General features: G+C 72.5%; 12 protein-coding genes. 5 read left to right on the forward strand and 7 right to left on the reverse strand.

Features of this window, described 5'->3' with window-relative positions; translation table 11 throughout:
• From ACFVQG_RS30310 to glgB, 4 genes are all read left to right on the forward strand, one after another.
• Positions 1-690: DUF3459 domain-containing protein (locus tag ACFVQG_RS30310; RefSeq protein ID WP_383389445.1), on the forward strand; the 690-nt coding region annotated here is incomplete at its 5' end.
• Positions 687-2387, forward strand: coding sequence for a maltose alpha-D-glucosyltransferase (treS, locus tag ACFVQG_RS30315; RefSeq protein ID WP_383389447.1), 1701 nt, complete (start codon positions 687-689; stop codon positions 2385-2387). The genes ACFVQG_RS30310 and treS, both read left to right, overlap by 4 nt.
• A gap of 86 nt (positions 2388-2473) precedes the next feature.
• The gene (locus ACFVQG_RS30320) at positions 2474-3871 is read left to right on the forward strand and encodes a phosphotransferase (RefSeq protein WP_383389449.1); all 1398 of its coding nucleotides are present in this window, start codon (positions 2474-2476) and stop codon (positions 3869-3871) included.
• Positions 3872-3892: 21 nt separating this feature from the next.
• Positions 3893-6613, forward strand: a complete 2721-nt coding sequence (gene glgB, locus ACFVQG_RS30325; RefSeq protein ID WP_383389451.1) for a 1,4-alpha-glucan branching enzyme — start codon at positions 3893-3895, stop codon at positions 6611-6613.
• A 6-nt stretch (positions 6614-6619) separates the two neighbouring features.
• Here glgB and ACFVQG_RS30330 read toward each other — a convergent pair whose 3' ends face one another.
• The 7 genes from ACFVQG_RS30330 to glgX all read right to left on the reverse strand — a co-directional run bounded on the left by ACFVQG_RS30330 (position 6620) and on the right by glgX (position 19064).
• Positions 6620-7147: a DUF1990 domain-containing protein gene (locus ACFVQG_RS30330; protein WP_383389453.1), complete on the reverse strand. Its 528-nt coding sequence runs from the start codon at positions 7145-7147 to the stop codon at positions 6620-6622.
• A gap of 75 nt (positions 7148-7222) precedes the next feature.
• Positions 7223-9271, reverse strand: coding sequence for a M4 family metallopeptidase (locus ACFVQG_RS30335; RefSeq protein WP_383389455.1), 2049 nt, complete (start codon positions 9269-9271; stop codon positions 7223-7225).
• A gap of 258 nt (positions 9272-9529) precedes the next feature.
• A complete protein-coding gene (locus ACFVQG_RS30340) occupies positions 9530-11287 on the reverse strand; it encodes an ABC transporter ATP-binding protein (protein ID WP_383389457.1) in 1758 nt (585 codons plus the stop codon).
• Positions 11288-11368: 81 nt separating this feature from the next.
• A complete protein-coding gene (locus ACFVQG_RS30345; protein ID WP_383389459.1) occupies positions 11369-13105 on the reverse strand; it encodes an ABC transporter transmembrane domain-containing protein in 1737 nt (578 codons plus the stop codon).
• The gene (locus ACFVQG_RS30350) at positions 13102-14964 is read right to left on the reverse strand and encodes an ABC transporter ATP-binding protein (RefSeq protein ID WP_383389461.1); all 1863 of its coding nucleotides are present in this window, start codon (positions 14962-14964) and stop codon (positions 13102-13104) included. The genes ACFVQG_RS30345 and ACFVQG_RS30350 overlap by 4 nt, the downstream gene beginning before the upstream one ends.
• Entirely contained in the window at positions 14961-16742 is a 1782-nt protein-coding gene (locus ACFVQG_RS30355) for an ABC transporter ATP-binding protein (protein WP_383389463.1), read from the reverse strand. The genes ACFVQG_RS30350 and ACFVQG_RS30355 overlap by 4 nt, the downstream gene beginning before the upstream one ends.
• A gap of 60 nt (positions 16743-16802) precedes the next feature.
• Entirely contained in the window at positions 16803-19064 is a 2262-nt protein-coding gene (gene glgX / locus ACFVQG_RS30360) for a glycogen debranching protein GlgX (protein ID WP_383389465.1), read from the reverse strand.
• Positions 19065-19250: 186 nt separating this feature from the next.
• Here glgX and ACFVQG_RS30365 point away from each other — a divergent pair, with 186 nt between their 5' ends.
• Positions 19251-20492, forward strand: coding sequence for an Ig-like domain-containing protein (locus ACFVQG_RS30365; protein WP_383389467.1), 1242 nt, complete (start codon positions 19251-19253; stop codon positions 20490-20492).
• The last annotated feature ends 130 nt before the right edge of the window (positions 20493-20622 follow it).

Raw genomic sequence — 20622 nt, forward strand, 5'->3', positions numbered from 1 at the left:
ACCTGGCGCAACGACAAGCGGGAGCTGACGGAGTACCTGACGGAGCTGGCGGGGGAGACGGCGGCGTACATGCGGCCGAACCTCTTCGTCAACACGCCTGACATCCTGCACGCGTACCTTCAGCAGGGCGGGCGTCCGGCGTTCGAGGTCCGCGCGGTGCTCGCGGCCACCCTGTCACCGACCTGGGGGGTGTACTCCGGCTACGAGCTGTGTGAGAACAAGCCCCTGAAGGACGGCAGCGAGGAATACCTCGACTCGGAGAAGTACCAGCTCAAACCCCGCGATTGGGCTGCCGCCGAACGCGACGGCCGTACCATCACCCCCCTGATCACCCGCCTCAACGCCATCCGCAGGCAGAACCCGGCCCTGCGGCAGCTGCGTGACATCCACTTCCACCACGCGGACCAGGAAGCGGTGATCGTCTACAGCAAGCGAGCCGGGTCGAACACGGTTCTCGTGGTCGCCAACCTCGACCCTCACCACACCCAGGAGGCCACGGTCTCGTTGGACATGCCGCAACTCGGCCTCGACTGGCACGAGTCGGTGCCGGTGCGCGACCAGCTCACCGGCGAGACCTATCACTGGGGCAGGGCCAACTATGTGCGCCTGGAGCCGGGCCAACGGCCCGCGCATGTCTTCACCGTCCTGCGACCGTCCAACCCGCAGATCGGAGGGTCACCCACAACATGATCGTCAACGAGCCCGTTCAGGACACCTTCGAGGACACTCCCGCCAAGGACCGGGACCCGGATTGGTTCAAACGCGCCGTCTTCTACGAGGTACTCGTCCGCTCCTTCCAGGACAGCAACGGCGACGGCATCGGCGACCTGAAGGGCATCACCGCCAAGCTGGACTACATCCAGTGGCTCGGCGTGGACTGCCTGTGGCTGCCGCCGTTCTTCAAGTCACCCCTGCGGGACGGCGGGTACGACGTCTCCGACTACACGGCGGTGCTGCCGGACTTCGGTGACCTCGCCGACTTCGTCGAGTTCGTCGACGCCGCCCACCAGCGCGGTATGCGGGTGATCATCGACTTCGTGATGAACCACACCAGCGACCAGCACCCGTGGTTCCAGGAGTCCAGGAGGGACCCCGACGGCCCCTACGGGGACTACTACATGTGGGCGGACGACGACAAGCAGTACCAGGACGCCCGGATCATCTTCGTCGACACCGAGGCCTCGAACTGGACCTTCGACCCGGTGCGCAAGCAGTACTTCTTCCACCGGTTCTTCTCCCACCAGCCGGACCTCAACTACGAGAACCCGGCCGTCCAGGAGGAGATCATCTCGGCGCTGCGGTTCTGGCTCGACCTGGGCATCGACGGCTTCCGCCTCGACGCGGTGCCCTACCTGTACGCGCAGGAGGGAACCAACTGCGAAAACCTTCCGGCTACCCATGAGTTCCTGAGACGGGTGCGCAAGGAGATCGACGCCCACTACCCGGACACGGTGCTGCTGGCGGAGGCCAACCAGTGGCCGGAGGACGTGGTCGACTACTTCGGCGACTACTCCTCCGGCGGCGACGAGTGCCACATGGCGTTCCACTTCCCCGTCATGCCGCGCATCTTCATGGCGGTACGCAGGGAGAGCCGGTACCCGGTCTCGGAGATCCTGGCCAAGACCCCGGCCATCCCGTCCGGCTGCCAGTGGGGCATCTTCCTGCGCAACCACGACGAGCTGACGCTCGAGATGGTCACCGACGAAGAACGCGACTACATGTACGCGGAGTACGCCAAGGACCCACGGATGCGCGCCAACATCGGCATCCGCCGCAGGCTCGCCCCGCTGCTGGACAACGACCGCAACCAGATCGAACTCTTCACGGCCCTGCTGCTGTCCCTGCCGGGCTCGCCGATCCTGTACTACGGCGACGAGATCGGCATGGGCGACAACATCTGGCTCGGCGACCGCGACGCCGTCCGCACCCCCATGCAGTGGACGCCGGACCGCAACGCGGGCTTCTCCTCCTGCGACCCGGGACGGCTCTACCTCCCGACGATCATGGACCCGGTCTACGGCTACCAGGTCACCAATGTCGAGGCGTCGATGGCGTCGCCCTCGTCGCTGCTGCACTGGACCCGCCGGATGATCGAGATCCGCAAGCAGAACCCCGCCTTCGGACTGGGCTCGTACACCGAACTCCAGTCCTCCAACCCGGCCGTGCTGGCGTTCCTGCGCGAGCACGGCGACGACCTGGTGCTCTGCGTGAACAACTTCTCCCGCTTCGCCCAGCCCACCGAGCTGGACCTGCGGGAGTTCGCCGGACGCCACCCGGTCGAGCTGATCGGCGGGGTGCGGTTCCCCGCGATCGGTGAACTGCCGTACCTGCTGACCCTGGCCGGTCACGGCTTCTACTGGTTCCGGCTCCGCAAGGAAGCCCCCTGAGACCCAGTCGCGGGGCGGTTTCCACCGTCCCGCCCTGGGCACGCATCAGTAACCCCGACCTCGCCCCCGGGGAAAGGACGCTCGCCATGTCGGACGCCGTCACCCGCCCCGTCACGACACCCAGCCCCGGCCTCCTCGCGTCGCTCGACCCCCTGCTGCGGGACTGGCTGCCACGGCAACGCTGGTTCGCGGGCAAGGGGCGCCCGGTCGCCGGATTCTCGCTGGTGGCGGCCACCGAACTCCTGCCCGCCGGGGGCAAGCTCGGCCTGTACCACCTGCTCGTCCAGGTCCATCAGCCGCTCACCCCGGCGCAGGGCGCCGCGCCCGCCCCCGGCGACTGCTACCAACTGCTGATAGGGGCGCGCGAGGCGCTGCCGCCCAGGCTCGCGCCCGCGCTGATCGGCCATGTGACCGGCGGCCCGCTCGCCGGACGCACGGTGTACGAGGCCCTGTACGACCCCCGGCCCGCCGAAGTGCTCCTGGAGGCCCTGCGCACCCGGGCCCGCATCGGCGGGCTGCGCTTCGACCGGGACGGCGGGCAGGAGATCAGGACCGGCCTGGTGCCCCGCCTGGGCACCGCCGAACAGTCCAACTCCTCGGTCGTCTACGGAGATACGTTCATCCTGAAGCTGCTTCGCCGGATCGTGCCCGGCGTCAACCCCGACCTGGAGCTGCCGCTCGCCCTGGCCCGCGAGGGCTGCCCCCGGGTGCCGCCGCCGACGGCGTGGATGTCGGCGGAGCTGGGCGGGCAGTCTTACGTCCTCGGTGTGCTCCAGCCGTACCTCCAGGGCGCGGCGGACGGCTGGGAGCTGGCGCTGCGTGAGCTGGCCAAGGGCCAGGACTTCGGCGCGGAGGCGCGGGCGCTGGGCCGGGCCACGGCCGAGGTGCACACGGCGCTGGCCCACGCGCTGCCCACCGCCACCCTGGGGGCGCCCCAGCTTGACGTGCTCATCGGGGGCATGGCCGAGCGGCTCGACGCCGCCGCGCAGGCCGTGCCCGCGCTGCGCCCGTACGCCCCCGGCCTGCGCACCGCCTTCACCGCGCTCGCCGATCTGGCCGCCGAGGGCACCACCTGGACCGCCCAGCGCATCCACGGCGACCTGCACCTGGGGCAGTGTCTGCGCTCCCCCTCCGGGCAGTGGTGGCTGATCGACTTCGAGGGCGAGCCCGCCAAGCCGCTCGCCGAGCGCCGGATGCCGCAGCCGGTGGTCCGGGACATCGCCGGAATGCTGCGCTCCTTCGACTACGCGGCCCACTCGGTCCAGCCCGGGGTGTCCGGCTGGGCGCAGACCTGCCGGGCCGCCTACTGCTCCGGGTACGCCGAGATAACCGGCCGCGACCCGCGCACCGACCCGGTGCTGCTGCGCGCCTACGAGACCGACAAGGCGGTGTACGAAGTGGTCTACGAGGCCCGGCACCGCCCGGACTGGCTCCCGGTCCCGCTGGCGGCGGTACGCCGCCTGGCCGCACCGCAACTGACCTGACCCAACTAGGAGGCTCCGTCCGTGACCCCCCGCCCCCCGTCCAGCGGTTCGAGCCCGAACACCCCGGCCGAAGAGAAGGCCGTGCAGAAGCCGACCGTGCCCGCGCAGGGCTCGGCCTCGTCTTCGGCGAAGAAGGCCGCCGCCAAGAAGGCGGCGACGAAGAAGGCCACCACGAAGAAGGCGGCGACGAAGAAGACGATCGCGAAACAGGCGACGGGGGAGAAGGCGCCCGCGAAGAAAACGGCGGGGAAGAAGGAGACCCCGGCGAAGAAGACGGCCCCGGCGAAGAAGGCACCGGCCAAGACGACGGCCGCGAAGAAGACGGCCGTGGCCAAGAAGACGGCCGTGGCCGAGAAGACGGCCGTGGCCAAGAAGACGGCCGTGGCCAAGAAGACGACCGTGGCCGAGAAGACGACCGTGGCCAAGAAGACAGCCGTGGCCAAGAAAACGACGGCCAAGCAGGCGACGGCCAAGCAGGCGACGGCCAAGCAGGCGACGGCCAAAAAGGCGGTCGCCAAGAAGGCCCCCGCGAAAGCCGCCGCCCGGACCCCCGAGGTCTCCCCCGCGATCCCCGCCGCCGACCGCGACCGTCTCCTCTCCGGCACGCACCACGACCCGCACGCGGTACTCGGTGCGCACCCCGTGCCCGGCGGGGTGGCCTTCCGGGCCTTCCGCCCGTACGCGCTGTCGGTCACGGTCCTCGCCGGGGAGCTGCGGGCAGAGCTGCACGACGACGGGGAGGGCTTCTTCTCCGGGCTGCTGCCCCTGCGGGAGGTCCCGGAGTACCGGCTGCTGGTGACGTACGAGGAAACGGTCCAGGAGACGGAGGACGCCTACCGCCTCCTGCCCGCGATCGGTGAACTGGACCTCTACCTGATCGGTGAGGGACGCCACGAGCAGCTGTGGCGGGCGCTGGGCGCGGAGCCGATGACGCACCAGGGGGTGACGGGCACCCGCTTCACGGTGTGGGCGCCTAACGCGCGCGGCGTCCGACTGGCGGGCACCTTCAACTTCTGGGACGGCACCGGCTTCCCGATGCGGTCGCTCGGCTCGTCCGGGGTGTGGGAGCTGTTCGTGCCCGCGGTCGGCGAGGGCGAGCTGTACAAGTTCGAGATCACCCGACCGGACGGCTCGAGGACCCTGCGCGCCGACCCGCTGGCCCGCCGTACCGAGAACCCGCCCGCGACCTCGTCGATCGTGTGCGCCGCGCACCACGAGTGGCGGGACGAGGAGTGGATGGCGGCACGCGCCGGGCGCCCCGCGCACGAGGCGCCGCTGTCGGTGTACGAGGTGCACCTGCCGTCCTGGCGTCCGGGCCTGACGTACCGGCAACTCGCCGAGCAGCTCCCCGCCTACGTCAAGGACCTCGGCTTCACCCATGTGGAGCTGATGCCGGTCGCCGAGCACCCCTTCGGCGGCTCCTGGGGCTACCAGGTCACCGGCTTCTACGCGCCGACGGCCCGGCTGGGCACCCCGGACGACTTCCGCTACCTGGTGGACGCGCTGCACCGCGCGGGCGTCGGGGTGCTGATGGACTGGGTGCCCGCGCACTTCCCGCGCGACGACTGGGCGCTGGCGGAGTTCGACGGCCGTCCGCTGTACGAGCACGAGGACCCGCTGCGGGCGGCGCACCCGGACTGGGGAACGCTGGAGTTCGACTACGGCCGCCGGGAGGTACGCAACTTCCTGGTCGCGAACGCGGTGTACTGGTGCGAGGAGTTCCACATCGACGGCCTGCGCGTGGACGCGGTGGCGTCGATGCTGTATCTGGACTACTCGCGCGAGCCGGGCCAGTGGGTGCCGAACGAGCACGGGGGCCGGGAGAACCTGGACGCGGTGGCGTTCCTCCAGGAGATGAACGCGACGGTGTACCGCAGGGCACCTGGTGTGGTGACGATCGCCGAGGAGTCCACGGCCTGGGACGGTGTCACCCGCGCCACCCACCACAAGGGCCCGAGCGGCTTCGGCGGCCTGGGCTTCGGCCTGAAGTGGAACATGGGCTGGATGCACGACTCACTGGAGTACGTGTCCCACGAGCCGGTGCACCGCAGGTACCACCACCACGAGATGACGTTCTCGATGGTGTACGCGTACAGCGAGAACTACGTGCTGCCCATCTCCCACGACGAGGTGGTGCACGGCAAGCGCTCCCTGGTGTCGAAGATGCCGGGCGACTGGTGGCAGCAGCGCGCCAACCACCGCGCCTACCTGGGCTTCATGTGGTCCCACCCGGGCAAGCAGCTCCTCTTCATGGGCCAGGAGTTCGCCCAGGGCGCCGAGTGGTCCGAGGCGCACGGCCCCGACTGGTGGCTCCTCGACCCGGCGTACGGCGCGGAGTCCGACCACCGGGGCGTGCGCGACCTGGTCCGCGACCTGAACTCCGGGTACCGGGAGACCCCCGCCCTCTGGGAGCGGGACACCCACCCGGACGGCTTCCAGTGGGTGGTCGGGGACGCCGCCGACGACAACGTCTTCGCCTTCCTCCGCTACGACGCCGAGGGCACCCCCCTCCTGGCGGTCTCCCACTTCTCGCCGGTCGTCCGCCACGACTACCGCCTCGGCGTCCCCGACGACGTCCCCGCCTGGCACGAGACCCTCAACACCGACGCCGCCCGCTACGGCGGCACCGACCTCACCCATCCGGACCCGCTCAAACCGGAGCCGGTGCCGTGGCACGGCCGCCCGGCGAGCATCCGGCTGACCCTGCCACCACTGGCCACGGTGTGGCTGCGTCCGGCGTAGCCCGGGTCAGGTCTCCTCGTGCGGCGCGCACAACCGCCGCAGCACCTTGCCGCAGCGGTGCGCGTACGCGTGCTGGAACCCGCGGTTGGCGGGGCCGGTCGCGCGGGTGTACCACTTGGCCGGGCGGCTGAAGGCCCGTACGGTCAGCCAGACCGTGCCGTCGCCGGTGCGGTCGACGACGAAGGCCTCCTCGCCGCACTCGGGGTGGCCGGACAGGGTGCCGTAGGCCCAGCCCGAGCGGCGGGCCTCGTCGAGGGTCCACACCACCCGGCAGGGTGCCCTCACCACCCCGGCGAGGCGGACGGTGACGTCGACGCCGGGGGCCGCGCGGTCGGCGGCGGTGTCCATGCCCACACCCATGGACCGGTGCAGCTCCCAGGTGCCCAGCGCCTCCGCCGCCCGCCGGAACACCGCCTCGCCCTCGCCGATGCGGGTGCGTACGTGCAGCCGGTGGAACCCGGGCGGACAGAAGTCCGGCTCACGGGTCGCGCCGACGTCGTCGTAGGTGAACTCCGACCCATCCGTCCCAGACATGGGACACAAGGGTACGGCGACGACCGGGGCCACGGGGACCCCGGTCGCCGCCGGTGGCGCGCGCCGGTGGGGGGTTTACGGGAACGTCAGCTTCCAGCTGTTGATGTAGCCCGTGTCGTAGCGCGCCTGGTCCTGTACCCGCAGCTGCCAGGTGCCGTTGGCGGTCTCGGAGGAGGCGTCGACGGTGTAGGTCTCCTGGACGTTGTCGGCCGAGTCGGAGGAGGAGAAGTTCTTCAGGCGGTAGGCCGTGCCGTCGGGGGCCAGCAGGTCGATCACCAGGTCACCGCGCCAGGTGTGCGCGATGTCGACGGTGACGCGGAGGGCCGAGGGCGCGTTGCCCGCGCGGCCGGTGACGGCTATCGCGGAGGTCACCGCGGCGCCGTTGTCCGGGATGGACACGTCGGCGGTGTTCTCGAAGGACGTGCCGGTCTCGCCGCCGCCACCGGAGCGGGTGCCGACGTTCACGCCCGCCCAGGCGTCCTGCACCGCCTTGTACTCGGCGCTCGTGGTGCCGTACAGCTCACCGGCGACCGCGAGGGTGCCGGTGCGGGCTCCGGCGTAGTTGGTGGTGGAGGTGAACTTGGTGGTGAGCGCCTTGAACCAGATCTGCTCCGCCTTGGCGCGGCCGATGCCGGTCACCGGCAGGCCGTCCGAGGTGGGGGAGTTGTAGGTGACACCGTTGATGGTCTTGGTGCCGCTGCCCTCGCTGAGCAGGTAGAAGAAGTGGTTCGCGGGGCCCGAGGAGTAGTGCACGTCGATCGAGCCGATCCCGGAGTACCAGCTGTCCTTGGACGAGCCGTCCTGGCTGGGCCGGTCCATGTAGCGCAGCGGGGTGCCGTTGCCGCGGATGTTGATCTCCTCGCCGATGAGGTAGTCACCGACGTCGGAGGAGTTGGCCGCGTAGAACTCGACGGCGGTGCCGAGGATGTCCGAGGTGGCCTCGTTCAGGCCGCCGGACTCGCCGCTGTAGACCAGGCCCGCGGTGTTGGAGGTCAGGCCGTGGGTCATCTCGTGCCCGGCGACGTCGATCGAGGTCAGCGGGTTGGAGTTGCTCGCGCCGTCGCCGTAGGTCATGCAGAAGCAGCTGTCGGACCAGAAGGCGTTGACGTAGTTGTTGCCGTAGTGGACCCGGGAGTAGGCGCCCACGCCGTCGCCGCGGATGCCGTTGCGGGCGTGCACGTTCTTGTAGTAGTCCCAGGTCAGCGCGGCGCCGTAGTGGGCGTCGGCGGCGGCGGACTCGGCGTTGGCGGGGGTGCCGTCGCCCCAGACGTCGTCCGAGCCGGAGAACAGGGTGCCGGTGCCGGAGGTGCCGCGGTTGAGGTTGTACGTGCGGTGGTTGCCGCGGGCGCCGTCGGTGAGGTTGTACGAGGAGCCGGACTGGGTGGTCGTCAGCGGGACGGTGCCGCTGTAGACGGTGTGGCCGGTGCCGGTCTCGATGGCCTCCCACTCGTACAGCTTCTCGCCGGTGCTCGCGTCGGTGACGACGTGCAGCTCCTGCGGGGTGCCGTCGTGCTGGAAGCCGCCGACGACGGTCTCGTAGGCGAGGACCGGCTTGCCGTCCGCCGCCCAGACCACCTTGCGGGGCTCGCGGTTGACGTCGGGGCTCTTGGCGTCCTCGGCCTTCGCCGCGTTCAGCGCCTGCCGTTCGGCGTGCGCGGTGTCGACCTCGGCCGTCAGGCTCGGCACCTTGACGGCGGCCCGGGTGGCGCGGGCGACGCGCTCGACCGCGCCGGACGCGGAGGTCTCCACGATCAGGTCACCGCCGAGCACGGGCAGACCGGCGTAGGTGCGCTCGTAGCGGGTGTGCAGGGTGCCGTCGCGGTCCTTGAGGACGTCCTTGACGACGAGCTTCTCCTTGGCACCGAGACCCAGTTCCCCGGCGGTGTCCGCGCTGCCCGTCTGCGCCTCGCGGATCAGCGCGGCGCGCTGGGCGGGGGTGAGCTTGACGGGGAGGGCGCCCGGATCGGCCTTGCCCGCCGCGGACGGTGCCTGTCCGGGGGCGGCGGTGGCGGCGCCCGACTGGACGGCGGTGGCGATCAGGGCGGCGACACCGGCCAGCGCCACGGCCGCGGCGCGGCGGCGCAGGGCGCGGGTGGGGGTGGGTCTGTGGGGGTGGCTGCTCACACTGGCTCCTTCTGCTTGGCCACGGGTCACGCGGCCATGGGGAGACCGGACGGCAGGTGGGCCGTCCGGGCAGAGCGGTGGTGCGTGGGGTGCGGGGCCGTGGGAAGCGTGGCAGGAGAGCGCGGTTTCTGTCAGGAGCGCGTCAAGAGATTGGCTGGATATCGTTCGTTGTCCGGGAGTTCACGTTCGATAAACGGAAAAGGCCCGCTGGGGCGCACGGAACGGCCCGCCGGGGCGCACGGAACGGCCCGGCGGGGCTCAGGCCGTCTCCCCGTGCCACGTCCGCCACAGCCGCGCGTACGCCCCGTCCGCCGCCACCAGCGCCTCGTGCGTGCCTAGTTCGGTCAGGCGCCCGTCCTCCATCACCGCCACCCGGTCCGCGTCGTGCGCGGTGTGCAGCCGGTGCGCGATCGCGATGACGGTACGGCCCTCCAGTACGGCGGCGAGGGCGCGCTCGGTGTGCCGGGCCGTCGTCGGGTCGAGCAGCGCCGTGGCCTCGTCGAGGATCAGCGTGTGCGGGTCGGCCAGCACCACCCGGGCCAGGGCGAGCTGTTGCGCCTGCGAACCGTCGGTGCCGTGCCCGGACGCGCCCAGCTCGGCTTCCAGGCCGCCGGGCAGCTCGCGCACCCAGGTGTCCGCGCCGACGGCGGTGAGCGCGGCCCACAACCGCTCGTCCGTGGCCGTCGGTTCGGCGATCAGGAGGTTGTCGCGGACGGTGCCGAGGAAGACGTGGTGCTCCTGGGTGACCAGCACCACCTGGCGGCGCAACTGCTCCGGGCCGAGCGCCGCCACCGGCACCCCGCCCACCGTCACCGTCCCCGCCGTCGGCGCGTCCACCCCCGCCAGCAGCCTGCTCAGCGTCGTCTTGCCCGCGCCGGACGGGCCGACCACCGCGAGCCGCTCCCCGGGCCGCACCGTGAGATCGACCCCGCGCAGCACCTCACCGCCCCGGTCGTAGGCGAACCGCGCGCCGGTCACGTCGATCAGGTCGTCCGAGGGCACGGGGGAGTCCCGGTCCACGGCCGTCCGGGGCACCGCCGCGAGCCCCTCCACGCGCGCGAAGGACGCGGAGCTGGCCTGCAACTGCTCGATGCGGATAAGGAGTTGGTCGAGCGGCTCCGTCAACTGCCGCAGATACAGCGCCGCCGCCACCACCGCGCCCAGGCTCAGCTCCCCTTCCAGGTACCGCCAGCCGCCGCACAGCAGCACCCCGGCGACCGGAAGGACGTAACTGAAGTCCACCGCGGGGAAGAACACACTGCGCAGCCACAGCGTGTGCAGCCGGGTCCGGCGCGCGGTCTCCAGCGCCTCCCGGCTCGCCACCGTCCGCTCCCGCTGGAGCCCGAACGCCTCGACCGTGCGGGCGCCCGCCGCGCTGGCCGCGAGGATCTCCGCGACATCGGAGGTGGCCGCGCCCTCGGCGAGATAGGCGGCGCGCGCCCGGCGCAGATACCAGCGCACCGCGAACCAGACGGGGGCGAGGGTGAGGACGGCGATGGCGCCCAGCAGCGGATCCAGCGCCACGACCGCGCCGAGCAGGAACAGCGCCTGTACGGAGGAGACGAGCAGTTCGGGCCCGGCGTCCCGCAGCGTGGTGCCGACCGCGGCCACGTCGGCGGTGCCCCGCGCCGTCAGGTCCCCGGTCCCGGCCCGCTCCACCACCGACGAGGGAAGCTTCAGCGCCCGCCCGACGAACCCCTCCCGGATCCGGGCCAGCGTCCGCTCCCCGAACCGGTGGCCCGCGTACCGCGCCCAGCGCGCCAACAGCAACTGCGCCAGCGCGCACCCGACGATGCCCACCGCCAGCCGGTCCACCACGGCCACCCCGGCCCCGGACCGCACCTCGTCGATGATCCGCCCCAGCAGCCAGGGCCCGGCGAGCCCGGCCCCGGCCGCCGCCGCGTTCAGCGCCAGCACACCGGCGAACGCCCGCCCGTCCGCCCGGATCAGCCGCCCGGCCGCCCGCCGCACCTCGACCCGCCCGGCGACGGGCAGTCGCCCGCGGTCCTCGGTCATGACGGGACCCCCGTACGGCCTCGCCCGCTGTCCCCGGTCATGAGGGGACCCCCGTACGGCCTCGCCCGCTGTCCCCGGTCGTCATGAAACGGCCTCCTCGGCGTCCGTGTCCCGCGCCACCAGCGCCCGGTAACCGGGATCGTCCGCCAGCAGCCGCTGATGCGTGCCGCTCGCGGACACCTTGCCGTCGACCAGGTGGTAGACCACGTCCGCCTGGTCGAGGACCAGCGGCGAGGTGGTGGTGACCACGGTCGTACGGCCCTCCCGCGCGGCCCGCAGCCGCTGGGCGACCGCCGCCTCGGTGTGGGCGTCCAGCGCGGACGTCGGCTCCACGGCGAGCAGCACCTCAGGCTCCGCGAGCAGCGCCCGCACCAGCCGCACCCGCTGCCGCTGACCGCCGGAGAGGTTGCGGCCCTGGGCGTCGACACGGGAGTCCAGGCCGTCCGGCAGGCCCTGCACGATGTCGTCGGCGACGGCGGCGTGGACCGCCCGCGCGAGCGCCGCCGCGCTGGGCCGCCGTCTGCCGCCGACCACCTCGCGCAGCGTGCCCGCGAACAGGTCGGCCTCGTGGTCCGCGACCAGGATCCGGTCCCGCAGCCGCGGCAGCGGGATCTCGTCGAGGCGCACCTCGCCCCAGACGGCGTCCGACGGGACGTACCGCCCGAGCCGGTCCACGACCTCCGACGCGTCCACGGGCCGCGCACACGCCAGCGCGGTCAGCCGTCCGGGCAGCACCCGCACGCCCGACGCCGGGTCGTACAGCGCCGCCGGTTCTGCCGGGGCGTCCCGCGCGCCGGTGTCCGCCATCGGCTCGAGGCGCAGGAACCGTACGACCCGGCGCGCCGCCACCAGACCCCGGCTGACCTGGTTGCCGAACTCCAGGAAGTACGCCACCGGCACCACGAGGACCGCCACGTACCCGTACACCGACACCAGCTCGCCCACCGTGATGTCGCCGCGCACCACCAGCCGCGCCGCCAGCCAGGTCACCACCGCCAGGAACACCGTCGGCAGCCCGAGCCCCAGCGCCTGGATCCAGCTGGTGACCGCGCCGACGCGGTAGCCCTCGGCGCGCAGCCGCCGCGAGTCCCGGCCGAACGCGTCGGCGATCAGCCGCTTGCCGCCCAGCCCGTTCAGCACCCGCAGCCCGCCCGCGAGATCGCCGATCCGCGCGGTCAGCACGCTCTGCCGCTCCCGGTACGCCGTCTCCACGCCCTGCAACCGCCCCATCAGCGGCCCGACCAGCACCCCGGTCACCGGCACCCCGAGCAGCACCACCGCCGCCAGCAGCGGCGACACGGCGAGCAGCAGCACCGCCACCACCACGTACGCGGCGACCGCGCCCACCCCCGGGCCGACCACCGTCAGCGCGGTGGCGATGGTCTGGACGTCACCGACGCCGATCGTGACGACCTCACCGGCCGCGACCTGCCGCCGCAGCGAGGCCCCCAGCCGCACCGCCTGCGCCAGCACCACCTTCACCGTGCGGAAGTTGGCGTCCATCCGCACCCGGGTCATCGTGCGGTGCCGCGTGATGTCCAGCCAGGAGATCACCATCCCCGCCACCACCAGCACGGCCACCCAGCCCGCCAGCGCCCCGGGCGAGCCCGCCTCCAGCCCGTCGTCGATCGCCCGCGCCATCAGGTACGGCACCAGCGCCGCCGCGGCCAGCGACACCGTCCCCTGCACCGCCGCGGCCACCGACCGTCCGCTCTGCGCCCGCACCAGCCACCACAGGTACCGCCCGCCGCTCCGGCAGTCCGGCGTCCCCGGGTCGCCGTGGGCGTCGACGCCCGGTGCCCATCGCTTCGCGCTCACGCCAGACTGTCCCGCCACGCCCGGTGCAGATCCGCGAACCGTCCCGTGCCGTCGATCAGTTCGGCCGGGGTGCCGTCCTCGACGACCCGGCCGTGCTCCATGACCAGCACCCGGTCGGCGATCTCGACGGTGGACAGCCGGTGGGCGATGACGACCGCCGTACGCCCCTTCAGCACCGTCGCCATCGCCCGCTGCACCGCCCGCTCCCCGGGCACGTCCAGCGAACTGGTCGCCTCGTCCAGGATCAGCACCGCCGGGTCCGCGAGCAGTGCCCGCGCGAACGCCACGAGCTGCCGCTGACCGGCCGAGATACGGCCGCCCCGCTTGCGTACGTCGGTGTCGTAGCCGTCGGGCAGGGCGGTGATGAAGTCATGCGCGCCGATGGCCTTCGCGGCCTGCTCGATCTCCTCGCGGGACGCCTCCGGGCGGCCGATGGCGATGTTCTCGGCGACCGTGCCGGAGAACAGGAACGCCTCCTGCGTCACCATCACCACCCCGCGCCGCAGCTCCGGCACCGGCAGGTCGCGCAGGTCCACGCCGTCCAGCAGGACCCGGCCCTCGGTGGGGTCGTAGAACCGGGCGACCAGCTTGGCCAGCGTCGACTTGCCCGCGCCGGTGGAGCCGACCACCGCGACCGTCTGCCCGGCCGGGAGGGTGAGGTCGAAGCGGGGCAGCACCTCGCCGCCGGTGCGGTAGGCGAACCGCACGCCGTCGAAGACGACCTCCCGCCCCGGCTGGGCCGACCTGCGCTCGGGCAGCTCGCGCGGCGTCGACGGCTCCGGCACCGACGGCGTCTGCGCCAGCAGCCCCGCGATCTTCTCCAGGGAGGCGCCCGCCGACTGGGCGGAGTTCAGGAACATGCCGAGCCGGTCGATCGGGTCGTACAGCCGCCGCAGATACAGCACCGCCGCCGCCAGCACACCGAGCGCCAGCGTGCCGTCCGCCACCCGGTAGGCGCCCCACAGCACGATCCCCGCGACGGCCGTGTTGGCGATCAGCCGGGAGCCCACCACATAGCGGGCCATCTCCAGCAGCGCGTCGCCGTTGGTGCGTTCGTGCCGCCGGTTCAGCACCCGGAAGTCGGCGTCGTTGGCGGCCTCCCGGCGGAAGGCGCGCACCGGGCGGATGCCGTTCATCGTCTCCACGAACTTCACGATCACCGCGGCGATCGCCGTCGACCGCGCCCGGTACACCCGCCGCGCCCGCCGCTGGTACAGCCGCACCATCCCGTACAGCGGCACGAACGACGCCACCGCGACCGCGCCCAGGCCCAGGTCCAGCCAGAGCAGCAGCGCCGCGATGTAGACGAAGGACAGGATGACGCTGATCAGTTCCTGGAGGCCCTCGTCCAGCAGTTCGCGCAGTGACTCGACGTCGGCGGTGGAGCGGGAGATGAGCCGTCCCGAGGTGTAGCGCTCGTGGAAGTCGATGCTCAGCGCCTGGGCGTGCCGGAAGATCCGGCCGCGCAGGTCGAGCAGTACGTCCTGGTTGACCCGCGCGGCGGACACGATGAACCCGTACTGCAGCCCGCCGGACGCCAGCGCGCACAGCAGATAGCCGACGCCGACCGCCACCAGCGGCCCCTGGTCGTGGTCGCGGAACGCCGGTACGGCGTGGTCGATGGCGTACGCCACCAGCAGCGGGCCCGCCTGCACGGCCGCCTGCTGGAGCAGCAGCAGGACCGTCGTGAACGCCACCCGTGCCCTCATCGGCGTGAGCAGGGAGCGCAGGAGCGTTCCCGTGGCGCCGGGCGGGGTGGGCAGGACGTCGCGGTCGAAGGGGTCGCCGGTGGCGTCGCCGGGCAGTTGGTCCTCGTCCACCTGCTCCTTGTCGGGGGCGGATGTCGTAGGGGCCGTCATCGGTCGTCGTCCTCCCCGGACATCAGATGGGCGTACTCGGCGTTGCTGTGCAGCAGTTCGTGGTGCGTGCCCACGGCGGTGATCCGGCCGCCGGACAGCAGCGCCACCCGGTCGGCGAGCAGGACCGTCGACGGGCGGTGCGCCACGATCAGGGCGGTGGTGTCCGCGAGCACCTGCCGCAGCGCGGCCTCCACGGCGGCCTCCGTGTGCACGTCCAGCGCGGACAGCGGGTCGTCCAGGACCAGGAACTCCGGCTGTCCGACGACCGCCCGCGCGAGCGCGAGGCGCTGGCGCTGGCCGCCGGAGAGGCTGAGGCCCTGCTCGCCGACCTGGGTGTCCGTCCCCCGCGGGAGCGCGTGCGCGAACTCGGCCTGCGCGACGGAGAGCGCGCGGTTCAGCTCGGCCGGGCCCGCCGCGCCGTCGGCCCCCATGAGGACGTTCTCACCGACGCTGGCCGAGAAGAGGGTGGGCTCCTCGAAGGCGACGGCGACCTTCTCGCGGAGTTCCTCGCGGGACATGTCCCTGATGTCGACGCCGTCGAGGGTGATGCTGCCCGAGGTCACCTCGTGCAGCCGGGGGAGCAGCGCGGTGAGGGTCGTCTTCCCGCTGCCGGTGGCCCCGACCAGGGCCATGGACTCGCCGGGGCGGATGTGCAGGTCGATGTGGTGCAGGAGGGGCGGGGAGCCGGGCGGGGCGTCGGGGTAGCGGAAGCTGACGTCGTGGAAGCGGAGCCCGGAATCGGGCGCGGGCCCGGACGGCGCGGCACCGGGACCCCTGGCCTCCTCCTCGACCTTCTCGTCCATCACCTCGAAGTACCGCTCGGTGGCCGTCGCCGCCTCCTGGCTCATCGCCAGCAGGAACCCGATGGAGTCCACCGGCCACCGCAGGGCCAGCGCCGTCGACAGGACGGCGACCAGCGTGCCCGCGGACAGCCCGCCGTCGGCCACCATCACCACGCCCACCACCAGCGCCGCCCCGATGGCCAGCTCCGGCAGCGTGATGATGACCCCCCAGATCGCCGCCAGCAGCCGCGCCTTGCGCAGCTCGGTCCCCCGCAGCGTCCGGGACAGCTCACGAAACGCCCGCGCCTGGCTGCGGTGGCGTCCGAAGCCCTTGATGATCCGGATGCCGAGGACGCTCTCCTCGACGACGGTCGTGAGGTCCCCGACCTGGTCCTGCGCCCGCCGCGCCACGACGGCGTACCGCTTCTCGAAGAGCGCGCAGGTGATCATCACCGGCACCGCGGGCACGAGGACGACCAGCCCGAGCACCCAGTCCTGCGCCAGCATGATGATCACGCCGACGAGGATGGTGACGCCGTTGACCAGCAGGAAGGTCAGCGGAAAGGCGAGGAACATCCGCAGCAGCATCAGATCGGTGGTCCCCCGGGACAGCAACTGCCCCGACGCCCACCGGTCGTGGAAGGCGACCGGCAGCCGCTGCAGCCGCCGGTACAGATCCGCCCGCATCTCCGCCTCGACCCCGGCCAGCGGCCGGGCCACCAGCCACCGCCGCAGCCCGAACAGCAGCGCCTCCGCGAAGCCGAGCAGCAGCAGGTACAGCGCCCCGAGCCACACCCCCGCGGGGTCCCGGTCGGCGACCGGACCGTCCACGATCCACTTCAGCACGAGCGGGATCACCAGCCCCGTGCAGGACGCGACGATCGCGACGAACGCGGCGGTGAACAGCCGGGCCCGCACCGGCCGGACATACGGCCACAGGCGCAGGAGGGTGCGTACGGCGTGACGGTCGCTGGGGGTGGTGGGTGTCCTGGTCATCAGGGGCGAGCCTACGGTTTGCCACTGACACTGCCCACCGAGTTTCCGGGCGCCCCCAGGTCACCCGGCCACCCTCAGCAGCAGCACGGCCCGCGCCGGTACGGACACCTCCGCCCCCGCCGCGAACTCCACGCCCGGCGCCGCCCCCTGCTCCTCCCGCGAGGTGTCCACGACCACCTCGTACCGCTCCGCCCACGGCGGCCCCGGCAGGAGGAACCGCACCGGCTGCTCCCCGGCGTGCAGCACGGCGAGGAAGCTGTCGTCGCAGACCGGCGCCCCGCGCTCGTCCCGCCCCGGGATGTCCCGCCCGGACAGGTACATCCCGAGCGTGGCCGCGGGCGCGTACCAGTCGCCCTCCGTCATCTCCGTGCCCCGCGCCGTGAACCAGGCCAGGTCCCGCAGCCCGTCCGCCGAGTGCGCCCGCCCGGAGAAGAACGCCCTGCGCCGCAGCACGGGGTGGCGGTGGCGCAGGGCGATCAGCCGGGCGGTGAGGTCGGTCAGCGCCCGCCAGCCGGGGTCGTCCAGCAGCGTCCAGTCCAGCCAGCTGATGTCGTTGTCCTGGCAGTAGGCGTTGTTGTTGCCCCGCTGGGTGCGGCCCATCTCGTCACCGGCGACCAGCATCGGCACCCCGGTCGACAGCAGCAGGGTGGTCAGCAGGTTCCGCAGTTGCCGACGCCGTAGCGCCCGTATCCGCTCGTCGTCGCTCTCGCCCTCCACGCCGCAGTTCCAGGCGCGGTTGTCGGCGGAGCCGTCCCGGTTCCCCTCGCCGTTGGCCTCGTTGTGCTTGCGCTCGTACGACACCAGGTCGCGCAGGGTGAAGCCGTCGTGCGCGGTGACGAAGTTGACGGACGCGTACGGCCGCCGCCCGCCCCAGGCGTACAGGTCGCTGGAGCCGGACAGCCGGTAGCCCATCTCCCGTACGTCGGGCAGCGCGTGCCGCCAGAAGTCGCGCACGGCGTCGCGGTAGCGGTCGTTCCACTCCGTCCACAGCGGCGGGAACGCGCCCACCTGGTAGCCGCCCGAGCCCACGTCCCAGGGCTCGGCGATCAGCTTCACCCGGCGCAGCACCGGGTCCTGGGCGATGACCGCGAGGAACGGGGAGAGCATGTCGACGTCGTGCATGGAGCGCGCCAGCGCCGCCGCGAGGTCGAAGCGGAAGCCGTCCACGCCCATCTCCGTCACCCAGTACCGCAGGGAGTCCGTGATGAGGCGCAGGACGTGCGGCTGGACGACGTGCAGGGTGTTGCCGCAGCCGGTGTAGTCGGCGTAGCGGCGGGCGTCCGGCTGGAGGCGGTAGTAGCCGCGGTTGTCGATGCCCTTCAGGGACAGCGTCGGGCCCAGCTCGCCCGCCTCCGCCGTGTGGTTGTAGACCACGTCGAGGATGACCTCGATCCCGGCCGCGTGCAGCGCGCGCACCATCCGCTTGAACTCGCCGACCTGCTGGCCCGCCGTACCGGTGGCGGCGTAGGCGGCGTGCGGGGCGAAGTAGCCGATGGAGTTGTAGCCCCAGTAGTTGCGCAGGCCGCGGCGCAGCAGGTGGTCCTCGTGGGCGAACTGGTGCACCGGCAGCAGCTCGACGGCCGTGACGCCCAGCCGCGTCAGGTGCTCTATGGCCGCCGGGTGCGCGAGCCCCGCGTAGGTGCCGCGCAGCTCCTCGGGGATGCCGGGGTGGAGCTTGGTGAAGCCGCGCACGTGCGCCTCGTAGATCACCGAGTCGGCCCACGGCGTCTTCGGGCGGCGGTCGTCGGCCCAGTCGTCGTCATCGTGGACGACGACGCCCTTGGGGACGTACGGCGCCGAGTCGCGGTCGTCGCGCACGGTGTCGGCGACGTGCTGCTGCGGCCAGTCCCGGACGTGCCCGTACACCTCCGGGGGCAGCCCGAGGGAGCCGTAGTCGCCGTCCACCGCGCGCGCGTACGGGTCGAGCAGCAGCTTCGCCGGGTTCCAGCGACCGCCGGTCCACGGGTCCCAGCGGCCGTGCACCCGGTAGCCGTAGCGCTGCCCAGGCAGCACGCCCGGCACGAAGCCGTGCCAGATCTCGTGCGTCAGCTCGGTCAGCGGCAGCCGCCGCTCGGTGCCGTCGGCGTCGAACAGGCACAGCTCGACCGCCTCCGCCCCGCCCGCCCACAGCGCGAAGTTGGTGCCCGCCACCCCGTCCGGGCCCACCCGGAAGCGGGAGCCCAGGGGCGTCGGCGCACCGGGCCACACGGGCCCGGCGGCGGACGGCGCGGTGCGCGGTGCGCCGTTCACCACGGCGGCCGGATGCCCGCCCTCCGGGGCGCGCTGTCCGGTCGCCGTCTCCTGCTCGGCTGCGCTCGACACCTGTCGGCCTCCCGCGGCTCGTGGCACGACACCGTAAGGGGCCGTCGGCGTCCCGTCCGTGGGGCACCGTCAGGGGGCTCGGCGTCCCTTCCGCGGCTCCCCGTCGCGTCGTCCTCCCACTGTTCTGCCCAGAGCGTGGCTCGCACTCACGTTTCCCCAGGGCGGGGCCCGTCGTTGGGATCGTTTGTGAGGCACGAACATGGGCGCGCGCGGCGCGCGAGGGCCGCACTGGCCGCCGTAGTGACATGGGCAGGACTGCTGGCCGGGACCGCATGCACCGCCGACGGCGGACCGCCCGGCGGCGGCGCGCTCGGTGCGCCCCCCGCCGCCGAGGACGTCATCCGCGTCACCCCCGGCGACGGTGCCAAGGACGTCGGCCCCGACGAGAAGCTGCTGGTCCGGGTCCCCAGCGGGCGCCTGGAGTCGGTGCGGGTGGTCCGCGCCCAGGACGCCCGGCGGACCCCGGTGCCGGGCCGGATCTCCGACGACGGGCTGCGCTGGGAGCCCGCCGCGGAACGGCTGTCGCTGGCCGCCGAGTACACCGTCGACGTGGTCGCCCTCGACGGTCACGGCCGCCGCTCGGCCCGCCACACCACCTTCACCACCCAGGTGCCGGACGAACGCTTCATCGGCTACGTCACCCCGGAGAACCGCGCCACCGTCGGCACCGGAATGATCGTCTCCCTGAGGTTCAACCAGAGGATCGAGAACCGCGCGGCCGTGGTACGCGCCGTCCGCGTGAGCGCGAAACCCGCCGTCGAGATCCGCCCCCACTGGTTCGGCGAGGACCGCCTCGACTTCCGCCCCAGGGACTACTGGAAACCCGGCACGCGCGTGACGGTCGACCTCCGCCTCCGGGACGTCGAGGGCGCCCCCGGCGTCTACGGCCTCCAGCAGCGGACGTTCGCCTTCACCGTCGGCCGCGACCAGGTGTCGGTCGTCGACGCGGCCAAGCACACCATGGAGGTCCGCCGCGAGGGCGAACTGCTCGGCACCGTGCCCATCACGGCGGGCGCCCCGAAGACCACCACCTACAACGGCAAGATGGTGGTCACCGAGATGCTGGAGATGACCCGGATGAACGGGGCCACGGTCGGCTTCAAGAAGAAGGACGGCAAGGGCGAGTACGACATCCCCGACGTCCCGCACGCCATGCGCCTCACCGACTCCGGCACCTTCCTGCACGGCAACTACTGGGCGCCCGAGGACGTGTTCGGCGAGTCCAACGTCAGCCACGGCTGCATCGGCCTGCGGGACGACAAGGGCGGCGGCTCGGACACTCCGGCCGGCTGGTTCTTCGACCGCAGTCTGATCGGCGACGTCGTCGAGGTCGTCGGCAGCGAGGACACCGAGGTGTCGCCCGACAACGGGCTCGGTGGCTGGAACATGGGCTGGAGGGAGTGGGTGGCGGGCAGCGCGGTGCGGTGACCGCGGCAGACGACGGGTTCCGATACTTGAACTCGGTACGGAACAGTGACAAACACGCGACGTCGACCCCTCCGACCATGTGGTTAATATGCGCAAACGCGCGACACGCGCGAGACGCGCCGCCTCAGAC

It is taken from the genome of Streptomyces sp. NPDC057877, from assembly GCF_042796855.1.
Classification (GTDB): Bacteria; Actinomycetota; Actinomycetes; order Streptomycetales; family Streptomycetaceae; genus Streptomyces.